This is a genomic window from Acinetobacter towneri (assembly GCF_017498585.1).
Taxonomy (GTDB): domain Bacteria; phylum Pseudomonadota; class Gammaproteobacteria; order Pseudomonadales; family Moraxellaceae; genus Acinetobacter; species Acinetobacter towneri.
The window spans coordinates 1274101-1286309 of sequence record NZ_CP071766.1; the positions used below are offsets into that span (position 1 = coordinate 1274101).

Genomic DNA, 12209 nt, shown 5'->3' on the forward strand with positions numbered 1-12209 from the left:
TGATTGAAGAAAATGTCGACAACATTACAGCCTTTATCGCTTATTTATAATCAAAAATCTGGATTTCATGCCACACAGCAAGAAGGTGTCTATGAAGAGTTGCTGCATGTTTTGTCACAGCATGGTTTTGAAATCCAATTGTTTGAAATGGGCGATATCGCCAATTTTGATCAACTGATGCAACAGGTATTAGCACGGCATCAAGCAGCGCATTTAAGCGGTGTAGTGGTTGCAGCAGGTGGTGATGGTACTTTAAATGCAGTGGCGGCTAAACTGAAAGGCACTCACATTCCGATGGGTATTTTGCCTTTAGGCACGTTTAATTACGTGGCGCGTTTATTGAATATTCCACTGGATTTAATTGAAGCCGCACAGGTCATTGCCACAGGCACGACGCGAGCTGTGCATGTGGCACAAATCAATCAACATATTTATTTAAACAATGCCAGTTTGGGTTTGTATCCTTTATTCATTCAAAAGCGCGAGCGTTATAACCAATATTTAGGACGTTTACCTTTGCATGCCTATACTTCAGGTTTGGATGTGCTGATTCGTGACCGTAAAGAGTTAAAATTAAAAATTGCAATCGATGGCACACTTTATCCCTTAAAAACCCCGTTGATTTTCTTTGGCAATAATCAATTGCAATTATCTGAAATGAATTTACGTATTGCGCAAGCGGCAGAACAGGGCAAAGTTGCGGGTGTCGTGGTTGCCAAAAGCGATAAGCTGACTTTATTTAAAATTTTATGGCAAATGATTCAGGGCAAACTAGATCAAGCCAGTGATGTTTATAGTTTTGCTGCAGATCAGGTGGTAATTCACAGTACACAGACGCAGCTGACCGTGGCGATAGATGGGGAAATTGTCAAAATGCGTCCGCCATTACATATTTCGGTGCAGAAGAATGCACTCAACATTAAGGTGCCGCATGTTATTGCATCTGTCTGATTTGCATTTCGGCACCGAAAATATCGCGTGTATGCAGGCGATTCAACAGTTGTGTGCATCATTGCAGCCTGAAGCGGTAGTGGTGAGCGGCGATTTAACTCAACGCGCACGTTATGCACAATTTTATGCCTGTAAGCATTTTTTAGACAGTTTAGATGTGCCGTATTTGGTAGTACCAGGTAATCACGATATTCCGCTGTATCATCTCTGGAAAAGGTTTTTGAGTCCATTCGCCCGTTATCAGTTGTTTTTTGGGCGCATGGAAAGTGTGTTGGAAACGCAACATTTTTATCTGATAGGCGTAAATAGTATTCGACGCCGTTTTCATACTCGCGGGCATATTTCTTTAAGTCAAATTCAGGAAGTTGAAGCTTTGCTACAAGTTGCGCCAAGTAATAAGTTTAAAATTTTGGTGGCGCATCAACCATTTTATACACCACCAGATGATCGCCACAGCATTAAAGATTGCCCAGTGTTGGGGCGAATTGCCTTAGAGCAGTGGAGCAAAAATGGTTTGTATGCCTTGTTGCATGGACATTTACATCAACCCGCAGTATATGACTTAAATCAAATTTATGCCTTAGGCGCAGCGCATCCTGTGCTGGATATTCATGCGGGTACTGCAATTTCGTATCGTTTGCATCAAGGTATGCCGAATAGCTTAAATGTATTGTGTAAAAATGGTGATGTGCAGCATTACATTTTCGATGCCACACAAAAGCAATTTGTATTGTGGCAACAAAATGCAGAATAAATCACCGATCTAGCCAACTTGTCTAAAAAAACAACAAAAAATGAAAAATTTTTAGCTTTTCCCCTTGAAGCGTTTTTTTCCATCCCCACAACTGTGTCATCTAAAATTTATTTTGATGATGACCAAAGGAATAAATAAGTCGTCATCAGGAATCTGTACATAGACCTAGTCTGATGGAGTTATTTATGAGCAACATTCGTCCATTACATGACCGTGTAGTTATTCGTCGTGTTGAAGAAGAAACAAAAACAGCTGGCGGTATCTTGCTTCCAGGTTCTGCAGCAGAAAAACCAGCGCAAGGTGAAGTGATTGCAGTAGGTAATGGTCAAATTACAGACAATGGCGTACGCGCTTTAGACGTAAAAGTGGGCGACAAAGTCTTGTTTGGTACTTATGCAGGCACAACAGTTAAAGTAGACGGTGAAGAACTTCTAATTATGAAAGAGTCTGACATTTTAGCGGTACTTGAAGGCTAATTTCAGAACTCATATTCAAAGCAAATTTGAACATTATTTAAAAATATTTGGAGTTAGACATGTCAGCTAAAGACGTAAAATTTGGTGATTCAGCTCGCACAAAAATGATTGCAGGTGTAAACGTACTTGCAGACGCAGTTAAAGTAACTTTAGGCCCTAAAGGTCGTAACGTAGTGATTGACCGTTCTTTCGGTGCGCCGCACATCACTAAAGATGGTGTATCTGTTGCGAAAGAAATCACCTTGAAAGACAAGTTTGAGAACATGGGTGCTCAGCTTGTACGTGAAGTGTCTAGCAAAACCAATGATATCGCAGGTGACGGTACGACCACTGCAACAGTACTTGCACAAGCCATTTTAAATGAAGGCATCAAATCTGTAACTGCGGGCATGAACCCAATGGATTTGAAACGTGGTATCGACCTTGCTGTTAAGGCAGTCGTTGCAGACATTAAAGCAACGGCTAAACCAGCATCTGATACTAAAGCGATTGAGCAAGTGGGTTCGATCTCTGCAAACTCTGATGAAACAGTAGGTAAACTCATTGCACAAGCAATGGAACGCGTTGGTAAAGAAGGCGTAATCACTGTTGAAGAAGGTTCAGGCTTTGAAGACGCGCTTGACGTTGTAGAAGGTATGCAGTTTGACCGCGGTTATATCTCGCCATACTTCGCGAACAAACAAGATACTTTGACTGCAGAACTTGAAAATCCGTTCATTCTTCTAGTTGATAAAAAAATCAGCAACATTCGTGAACTGATTGCTGTCCTAGAAGCGGTTGCAAAAACAGGTAAGCCACTTCTAATCATTGCTGAAGATGTTGAAGGCGAAGCGCTGGCAACGCTTGTTGTGAACAACATGCGTGGCATCATCAAAGTATGTGCGGTGAAAGCGCCTGGTTTTGGTGATCGTCGTAAAGCAATGCTTCAAGATATTGCAATCTTGACAGGCGGTACGGTTATTTCTGAAGAAATTGGTATGTCTTTGGAGCAAACATCACTAGAGCATTTGGGTAGCGCGCACAAAGTTACAGTCTCTAAAGAAAACACCGTGATTGTGGATGGTGCTGGTGATGCAAATCAGATTTCTGAGCGTGTTCAGCAAATCCGTGCGCAAATCGAAGAATCTACTTCAGAATACGACAAAGAAAAACTTCAAGAACGCGTTGCTAAATTAGCAGGCGGTGTTGCAGTCATCAAAATTGGTGCTGCAACTGAAGTTGAAATGAAAGAGAAGAAAGACCGTGTGGATGATGCGCTTCACGCAACTCGCGCTGCGGTTGAAGAAGGTGTTGTTGCAGGTGGTGGTGTTGCACTGGTGCGTGCTGCATCTGCACTTGATGGTCTGACTGGTGCTAACGATGACCAAAACGTAGGTATCAACATTCTTCGTCGTGCAATCGAAGCTCCGCTTCGTCAAATCGTAGCCAATGCTGGTGATGAGCCATCTGTAGTAATCAATGCTGTGAAGAACGGTGAAGGTAACTATGGTTATAACGCTGCGACTGGTGAATATGGCGACATGTTGGAAATGGGTATTCTTGACCCTGCAAAAGTAACTCGTTCTGCACTTGAGCATGCAGCGTCTGTTGCTGGCCTGATGTTAACAACAGAATGTATGATTACTGAAATTCCAGAAGACAAGCCAGCAATGCCAGATATGGGTGGCATGGGTGGTATGGGCGGCATGATGTAATTATCAGCGGACCCAAACTTCAAAAACCTCGTATCGTCAGATACGGGGTTTTTTTATGGCGTGGTTTTTATAATTCAGAGTTTGCACGCATGAAAAAGCAAAACTGCCTAGCCATTTTCCATTTATTTATTTATTTATTAAATGCGTGATATGTATTTAAACTGCTTTTTTTTGTGAATAAAACCCACTATGCTACTTGGAATAATAAGAAAAACAAATGATTAAATAAGTGTAATGCAGGCTGGAGTAGGCATAAAGGGGATAAAAATGGATAACCGAGAACACGAAATTATAGGCAGTATTTATGATGCCGCTGTAGATGTGAATTTATGGCCGCAAGTAATTGAAAAAATTGTTCAATATACAGACAGTAAAACCGCCATTTTTACTGCCTTAGATCAATTTAGCCCAAGTTACGATTTTTTATTTAGTCACAATATTCCAGATGAAGCTTTGCATGCCTATCGTGATGAGCGGATTCGCGTGATTGACATGCAGTTACACCGAGTATTGTGGGAAAATTTAGGTGTGGGGCAAGTAGCGAGCTCGGATTTATCGCATTATGGGGAAAACCCTGAAAGTGATGAATATATCTTTTATGAACGGTGTTTGAATCCGACGGGAATTAGTTATATCTCGGCTGTTTTGCTCGATCAGGGTTCACATCGTTGGGCGGTTTTAGGGTTACACCGTGCGCCTGATGCAGCGCCGTATCAACAAAAAGAGTTGGATTTTTTAAAGCAATTGGGGGTGCATTTGCGCCGTGCTTTACAAATCCATCGTCAGTTTAGTTTGGTTAAACAAGAAAATTTAAGTTTGTATAGTGTGCTCGATCATTTAAAAACGGGCATTATTTTGCTTGATCACAACCTCAGATTAAATTATTGCAATCCTTTGGCACAGCGCATGATGGAGCAAGGTTCTTGTCTAGATTTGGACTTGCATAACCGTTTAAAGACCAATATTGGTGATCAAAGCCGTTTAGATCAATTATTACATTCAGCGTTGTTGGGACAGTCGGCATTAAACGCAGATGTAGGCGGTGTATTGTCTTTGTCAGATGCGAAAGGACAACAATTAATGCTGACTATCGTACCTTGTTCTAAATTAAAAAATATGCAGCATCAAAATGCAAGACAACATCAAATTGCGGTATTTCTGACCGATATGCATCAGCACTATGCCTTGTCACAAGCCTATTTGCAGCAAGCTTATCAATTGTCTAAACGCGAGTTTGAGCTGTGTGAGTTGTTGTTGAATGGTTATAAGTTAGAAGAAATTGCGGAACATTGCGGGATTACCCTCAGTTCCGTGCGCACTTATTTTAAAAATATTTATGAAAAAACCCAATGCAACTCGCAAATTGAACTTATGCATTTATTAATGGGTTGTACCATTCATTTTGAGCATATTGGTTAAAGCTGCCTAAGTTTGGCTTAGGCAGCTTTTGAATATGTTTAGTTACTACGTTGTAGGGTAACAGAGTCTTCGCCTTGCGGATGCAAGGTTAGGCTTGTTCCTGAGATGCTGTAAGTTGCATTCACTTTACTGCCATCCCAAGAGTCTTGTAAGCCACCGCAATCGTTGGTGTCATATAACACTTCTGTTGCGGCAAGTGTATTGGCTGTCATTGAATATTTGCCATATTCAATACCTGGGTTAGCGCAATCATCATCGCCTTCAGTGTCTAACAAGAAATAGAATCCTGTGTCAAAGAAAGCAAATAAATGAGTTTGATTAAATTGCCAAGTGCCGACTAATCCTGATGATTGTTTGACTTTAGTTAAAATATAGGTGCTATTACTTCCTACATCGGTCAGCACTAAATCTGTACCGTTATAACTTAGGCGGTAATGACCATCATTGTCTGGATGTGAAAGCCCGTAGTCTCCATTAGTATCTACTGAGATCACAGGGCTCAGCGCTGAAGTTAAAGCATTCCAATTTAGTCGTCCTGTTTCGATACCAGACTTCCCTGTTTCATCAGCTACATCTGCTTCACCTAGCGCATAACGTCCGTCTGGTAAAATATGTAATATAACAGCAGTGCTTTCAGTACGCCCAATTTCCCAAGTGCCTGCAATATCTTTATAGAAAGTGGCTTGGAAGTTTTCTGCAGCTTTTTCAGGTGTCACGATTCGATCTAGTGGGATATCGGTTTTAGGGATCACTTCATTGACAAACGTAGTTGAAAACTCTGCGGGTGTTTGCTCGAAATTCATATTCACAGCGGTTAAGGCTGTTTGAGTGTCTGCAGTAATTTCAATTCCATTGCTATGGTCGCCATCGCTATCTAAAGATTGTAAAAATACCATTAAGTTGGTACGGGCATTTTCACTTTCAGCCAAATCTAGTGGGGTAATACGTGCTTTAGCTTCAATGGCTTCACCAAGTTGCACATCACCAATAAAGAAGCGAACAGTATCACCCTCAGCATATTCAAACTCACCTTTATCATTGGTGATACCTTCAATACTTTCACCTGAACTCGAAGCTCTGAGATATTTAACCCCAGTTACAGGGCCATCGGTCAGTACACCAATCTGTGTTGCTGAACTCGGTGGCGGATTCTGATTGCTACCAGAATCATTGTCTGACCCGCCACATGCACTGAGTAAACCTGCTAAGGCTAAGCAAATTAACGTTTTTTTCATCATGATTTCCTTGTCATCTCGTTGTTTATAGACAAAGTATAAAAACATGGCTGAGTCGCTGCATATCCTAAAGTGAGGAGGTTAAGGGCTTAAATCTGTGAGAAAAAATGAAGAAAAAACAATATTTTTGTGAAAAAGTATAATTTTTTGATTTTCAGTCACGGAAGATCCACTCGCCTATGTTAATTTGAAGAAAAATATTGCGTGTTTAAGCCCAATCGCCACCAGAAAGTGATCTTGTTCTATGCTGTCTAAATTTTTTATTGAACGTCCTATTTTTGCAGGTGTGCTCGCCATTGTGGTGATGGCACTGGGGATTTTTTCAGTATTAAATTTACCTGTAGAACGCTACCCAGACATTGCACCACCTCGTATCACCGTCAGCGCAACGTATACAGGAGCTTCGGCAGAAACTGTTGAAGAAAGCGTCACACAGGTTTTGGAACAGCAAATTAAAGGCTTAGATCACTTACTGTATTTCAGTTCTAGCAGTGATTCTTCAGGACGAAGTCGCATCAGCATTAGCTTTGAAAATGGTACCAACCCCGATACCGCACAAGTCCAGGTACAAAATGCGATTAATGGCGCAATTAACCGCTTACCTGAAGATGTGCAGCGTCAGGGGGTAAATGTCTTTAAATCATTGGGTGATACCCACATGGTCATTGGGCTGTACGATGCCACAGCCAAAAGCAGCAATATTGCCTTGTCTGACTATATGATGAGTCATTTAGAGCAAGAGTTGGCACGCATTGAAGGTGTGGGTGAGGTCGATGTTTTTGGTGCACAATATGCAATGCGGATTTGGCTGAATCCGTTAAAGTTAAAACAATACGCACTCATGCCAAGTGATGTACGTGCTGCAGTATTGGCACAAAATACCCAAGTCGCAGCAGGCGCAATTGGTGAATTACCCACAGCACAAGAACAATATCTCAATGCCAAAGTCACCTCAGGTTCACGCTTAAAAACGGTAGAAGAATTTGAAAATATTATTTTAAAAGCAGATCAGGCAGGTGGCTTTGTTTATTTAAAAGATGTGGCACGTATAGAACTCGGTGCAGAAAATTATCAAAACTTTAATACCATTAATGGTTTTCCATCGGCAGGGATGGGGATTTCTTTATCGTCTGGTGCCAATGCGTTACAAACTTCAGCCTTAATTCAAAAACAAATTGAGCATTTAAAACAACAATTGCCCGAAGGTTACCAAATTGTCTATCCACGAGATAACACGCCTTTCGTGCAGGAATCAATTAATGAAGTGGTGAAAACTTTAATTGAAGCGGTGATTTTAGTTGTCATCGTGATGTTCTTGTTTTTACAAAACTGGCGCGCGACGCTCATTCCTACCGTAACCGTGCCTGTGGTGATTTTAGGCACTATGGCCGTGTTGCAACTCTTTGGCCTAAGTATTAACACGCTGACCTTATTCGCTTTGGTTTTAGCGATTGGTTTATTGGTGGATGATGCGATTGTCGTGGTCGAAAACGTCGAGCGTTTAATGCACGAACAGCAGCTCTCGGCTAAACAGGCATCTATCGCATCTATGCAGGAAATTAGCGGTGCTTTGGTCGGCATTACCTTGGTTTTGACCGCAGTATTTATTCCAATGGCATTTTTTGGTGGTTCGACTGGAGTAATTTATCGCCAGTTTTCCATCACCTTAGTCACTGCGATGGCACTGTCTTTAGGCGTGGCCTTAATTTTAACGCCTGCCTTGTGTGCCTTGATTTTAAAACCCAATCCACAACCAGCCCAATGGGCCATCTGGTTTAATCAAAAACTGGAACGCTTAAAACAACACTATCTCAAATTATCAGGCTGGACGATTCAGCATAAAGCGATGTGTCTGGTTATTTTTGCAGGTTTACTGACGGTGTTTGCCTTGTTTTACCGTGCCTTACCTACCAGTTTTATCCCGAATGAAGATCAGGGCATGTTGTCGGTGCAATTTAAATTACAGGAAGGTGCGCCGTTGTCTAAAAGTCGTGAAGTGGGCGAAAGCATACGCGAATACTTTATGCAGCATGAAGCCCACAATGTTGATTTGGTGATGATTCGTTATGGACGTAATTTTTCGGGAACAGGGCAGAATTTAGGTCAGGGTTTTATTGCGCTAAAACATTGGGATGAGCGTCAAGGGCAGCAGCATACCGCACAAGCTATTCGTGAACGTGCCATGCAGCATTTCCGACAGCATCCCAATGCACAAATTACCATTGGCATGCCCGCAGCAGTTCGTGGTTTGGGGCAAACCGATGGCTTAGAGTTCTGGATGCGCGATGTGAATGGTACAGGACGCGATTTTTTAATTCAGCAATTTCAAAATTTACAGCAGCAAGCCGCTCAATATCAAAGCTTTAAGAATTTAGATCAACGTGCTAATCCGGAAAAAGCAGAGTTAAACGTCACGATTGATCAGAAACAGGCGATGGCAGCAGGTTTAAATCAAACGGCTATTAACAGTACCTTAGCGGCAGCTTGGGGCGGTAGTTATATCAACGACTTTATTGACCGTGGTCGAATTAAACGTGTGATTATGCAGGGTGATGCCGAATTTCGTGGTAAACCTGAAGATTTGAATCAATGGTCGGTACGCAGTCAGCAAAATCAAATGGTACCTTTTAGCCAGTTTGCTCAACTCAGTTGGAGCGGTGGGCCAGAAGTCGTCAATCGTTTTATGGGGTATAGCGCCGTGCAAATGGAAGCCGATACTGCCGAAGGATATAGCTCAGGGCAGGCGATGCGTGATTTAGAACAGATGGTGGCACAGCAGCAGGGCATTGACTTGGCATGGAGTGGGTTGTCTTTTGAAGAAAATCAGTCCAGCAATCAGGCTTTGTTACTGTATTTGGTTTCCATCGGGTTTATTTTCTTATGCCTTGCTGCCTTGTATGAAAGTTGGAGTATTCCAACAGCCGTGATGAGTGCCATTCCTTTAGGAATTGGTGGAAATATTATTTTCAGCTATTTGGCAGGTTTCCCGAACGACATTTATTTCCAAATTGCCTTGCTTACCACCATTGGTTTGTCATGTAAAAATGCCATTTTAATTGTGGAGTTTGCTTCGGCTGCGCAGCAACAAGGCAAACAGGTGATTCAAGCCGCTTTAGAAGGTGCAAGCTTACGGCTCAGACCTATTTTAATGACCTCATTGGCATTTGGTGCAGGTATTTTGCCGCTAGTATTTGCCTTTGGTGCAGGTGCAGCAAGCCGTCAGGAAATTGGGGTGAGTGTTTTAGGTGGAGTTATTTTTGGCACAATTTTAGTGCTTGTTTTTATTCCGTTTATGTATGTGCTGGTTCGTTCTATATTTCAAGTGAATCGTTCATCACCCATAAACTAAAGATGTTTTTATTAGGCACTTAGCAAAATTATAGGCTATGATATGAAACGCTAAAAATCTTGTATAAATCTACAGATTTTCGGGTTTTTAAGGGTTGGTTTGGGCTGAGAAACTTTGCCCATTCTTCATTTTACGTTTTGGAATGATGGAGTGGGTGAGATTAATGACCAATCTGCACGCTGAACAGTTAGAACAAGCCTTGCAATTACATCAGTCAAGTACAGTGCGCAGCTTGATCGATGGTATCAACCCTGCCGATTTAGCCGACTTAATGCAGCACTTGAGTCTGAAAGCACAGCTGAGTTTAATTGAACAAATTGACAGTGCTGCCTTGGTGATGGAGTTTTTACCACTGCATTCGCAACATCAAATTGCAGAGGCGATGGCACCGCAGCAATTGGTCAAACTGATTTCAGCCATGCCTTCAGATGACCGCACCGACTTATTTAAGTTACTTTCTCCGCATTTACAGCGTTTTGTCAGCTTACACATTACGGAAGAAAAACGCGCACAGATTCAGACTTTAGCGCGATATCCTGAAGAATCTGCGGGCGCGATTATGAGTTCGGATTTCGTGGTGCTCTCACCAGAACTGAACATGCAGCAAGCCATAGATGAATTACGCAGAATGACCACAGATCGGGAAACTTTGTACCTGATTTATATTGTCGATGAACTGATGAAACTATTGGGGGTGATTTCTTTAAGAGAAATAATTCAAAACCCGCCTGAACAGAAAATTAAAAATGTGATGCGCACAGATTTAGTCACTGGTTTAGTGACAGAAGATCAGGAAAGTATCGCGCAAAAACTCAGCCATTATGATTTTTTGGCCTTACCGATTGTAGATGATGCACAGCATTTACTGGGGATTGTCACCTATGATGATGCGATGGACGTGGTACAGGCAGAAACTACAGAAGACTTTTTAAAATCAAGTGCGGTAGCGTCTTCACCTGGCATGAGTATAAAAACTGCGCCAATTTTACTTTTATATCGCAAACGTGTGTTTTGGTTGGTGATTTTGGTATTTGGCAGTTTATTGTCTGGAATTGGCATTGCGCATTATGAAGACACTATTGCAGCACATATTGTACTGGTTTTTTTCTTGCCGCTTTTGGTCGGTAGTGGTGGTAATGCGGGCTCTCAGTCTGCAACTTTAATGGTACGGGCACTGGCTACAGGTGATGTGCAATTTAAAGATTGGCTGCATTTACTCGGACGTGAAAGTTTGGTGGCGCTATGTTTGGGTGGAACTATGGCTTTTGCGGTTTCAATTTTAGGCTATTACCGTGGCGATATGATGGTGTCTGTGGTATTGGCACTGAGTATGCTGGGCATTGTGCTGATGGGCTGTTTAATTGGCATGAGTTTGCCTTTTATTTTGCATCGCCTGAAACTAGACCCTGCCAGTGCCTCTGCGCCTTTGGTAACCTCGATTTGTGATGCAACGGGCGTGGTGGTGTACTTATTTATTGCTTCACAGTTGTTACTTTAAACACTGTCGGTGATGATGACTTATTCAAGACCTCATCTTAAACTTTTTGCATTGATCAAAATTCTGTTTATAAAATCATAACAGACCTGAGTAAAAAACTGCTTTATTCTCAAGTAGATTGCATTTACCCAACGATACGTTTTCTATGCCAGAACCTGCATCTTCAAAAAAACTTAGCCAGCAAGAGGTGATTCGCTTAGAGCGCGATTTAGCCAAGTTTGCCAATATGATGGATTCTGTGGTGCGTATTCCATTTACCAAGCAGGGCGTGGGAGCAGATGCCGCATTAGGCACTGTACCTGTCGCGGGGGATGTCGCAGGTTTTGCACTGACCTGTTATGCGATTTATAAAGCCAAACAAATTGGTGTACCACAAACCAAACTCACTCCCGTGATTAAACTTGCTGTGATGGATGCAGTAGTTGGTTTTGTGCCAATTGTCGGCACAGTATTTGATGTATTTATTCGTCCAAGCCGTAAAGCTTTAGATGTAGTGCATACGCATATCCGTGAAGAATATCAGATTCACAGTGAGCATCATGTGGTACATCCTTTTTTACATGAGCGATTGGAACGTAAACAGCAGCAGTCAGCATTTTGGCGTAATCCTGTAGTGGCATGGCTGTGGCTACATTTGCCTGATTTGCTTGGTGTGATTTTTCTTATTTTCTTTATTTGGGCAGCATGGCTCGGTGCAAGTTGGTTGTGGCACTGGTCACAAAGTTTTGCTGTTTAAATGAACCTGTTTAAAGTACAAAACCATCTGGCAGATCTAATTTACAGACATGAAAAAAGCTTCCCTGAGGAAGCTTTTTGGTGTCGCTGTTACAATA

9 protein-coding genes are annotated in these 12209 nt (G+C 42.0%); 8 read left to right on the forward strand and 1 reads right to left on the reverse strand.

The genetic code is table 11. The annotated features are described in order from the left end of the window. Positions 1-12: 12 nt before the first annotated feature. The 5 genes from J4G44_RS06095 (at position 13) to J4G44_RS06115 (ending at position 5294) form a co-directional block, all read left to right on the forward strand. A complete protein-coding gene (locus J4G44_RS06095; protein WP_179996271.1) occupies positions 13-951 on the forward strand; it encodes a diacylglycerol/lipid kinase family protein in 939 nt (312 codons plus the stop codon). Continuing rightward, entirely contained in the window at positions 932-1705 is a 774-nt protein-coding gene (locus J4G44_RS06100; protein WP_207973932.1) for a metallophosphoesterase family protein, read from the forward strand. Before J4G44_RS06095 ends, J4G44_RS06100 begins: the two co-directional genes overlap by 20 nt. A gap of 185 nt (positions 1706-1890) precedes the next feature. Beyond that, positions 1891-2181, forward strand: coding sequence for a co-chaperone GroES (locus tag J4G44_RS06105; protein ID WP_004972131.1), 291 nt, complete (start codon positions 1891-1893; stop codon positions 2179-2181). Between the two features lie 59 nt (positions 2182-2240). After that, positions 2241-3875, forward strand: coding sequence for a chaperonin GroEL (gene groL / locus J4G44_RS06110; protein WP_154320958.1), 1635 nt, complete (start codon positions 2241-2243; stop codon positions 3873-3875). A 267-nt stretch (positions 3876-4142) separates the two neighbouring features. Continuing rightward, the gene (locus tag J4G44_RS06115) at positions 4143-5294 is read left to right on the forward strand and encodes a LuxR C-terminal-related transcriptional regulator (RefSeq protein ID WP_207973933.1); all 1152 of its coding nucleotides are present in this window, start codon (positions 4143-4145) and stop codon (positions 5292-5294) included. Positions 5295-5332: 38 nt separating this feature from the next. On the opposite strand, the gene J4G44_RS06120 is transcribed toward J4G44_RS06115, so the two are convergent. Beyond that, the gene (locus J4G44_RS06120; RefSeq protein ID WP_179988557.1) at positions 5333-6529 is read right to left on the reverse strand and encodes a hypothetical protein; all 1197 of its coding nucleotides are present in this window, start codon (positions 6527-6529) and stop codon (positions 5333-5335) included. A gap of 244 nt (positions 6530-6773) precedes the next feature. Here J4G44_RS06120 and J4G44_RS06125 point away from each other — a divergent pair, with 244 nt between their 5' ends. The 3 genes from J4G44_RS06125 (at position 6774) to J4G44_RS06135 (ending at position 12112) form a co-directional block, all read left to right on the forward strand. Next, positions 6774-9878: a multidrug efflux RND transporter permease subunit gene (locus tag J4G44_RS06125; RefSeq protein WP_207973934.1), complete on the forward strand. Its 3105-nt coding sequence runs from the start codon at positions 6774-6776 to the stop codon at positions 9876-9878. A 163-nt stretch (positions 9879-10041) separates the two neighbouring features. Next, complete coding sequence (mgtE, locus tag J4G44_RS06130) at positions 10042-11376, forward strand: magnesium transporter (RefSeq protein ID WP_154320955.1); 1335 nt, start codon at positions 10042-10044, stop codon at positions 11374-11376. Between the two features lie 145 nt (positions 11377-11521). Then, positions 11522-12112, forward strand: coding sequence for a DUF4112 domain-containing protein (locus J4G44_RS06135; RefSeq protein WP_004972119.1), 591 nt, complete (start codon positions 11522-11524; stop codon positions 12110-12112). Positions 12113-12209 lie beyond the last annotated feature (97 nt).

Bases quoted from the DNA above. Each gene is read 5' to 3' on its own strand.
- J4G44_RS06120 (WP_179988557.1), bottom strand. From the start codon at position 6,529: ATGAAAAAAACGTTAATTTGCTTAGCCTTAGCAGGTTTACTCAGTGCA.
- J4G44_RS06135 (WP_004972119.1), top strand. From the start codon at position 11,522: ATGCCAGAACCTGCATCTTCAAAAAAACTTAGCCAGCAAGAGGTGATT.
- mgtE (WP_154320955.1), top strand. From the start codon at position 10,042: ATGACCAATCTGCACGCTGAACAGTTAGAACAAGCCTTGCAATTACAT.
- J4G44_RS06105 (WP_004972131.1), top strand. From the start codon at position 1,891: ATGAGCAACATTCGTCCATTACATGACCGTGTAGTTATTCGTCGTGTT.
- J4G44_RS06125 (WP_207973934.1), top strand. From the start codon at position 6,774: ATGCTGTCTAAATTTTTTATTGAACGTCCTATTTTTGCAGGTGTGCTC.
- J4G44_RS06115 (WP_207973933.1), top strand. From the start codon at position 4,143: ATGGATAACCGAGAACACGAAATTATAGGCAGTATTTATGATGCCGCT.
- groL (WP_154320958.1), top strand. From the start codon at position 2,241: ATGTCAGCTAAAGACGTAAAATTTGGTGATTCAGCTCGCACAAAAATG.
- J4G44_RS06100 (WP_207973932.1), top strand. From the start codon at position 932: ATGTTATTGCATCTGTCTGATTTGCATTTCGGCACCGAAAATATCGCG.
- J4G44_RS06095 (WP_179996271.1), top strand. From the start codon at position 13: ATGTCGACAACATTACAGCCTTTATCGCTTATTTATAATCAAAAATCT.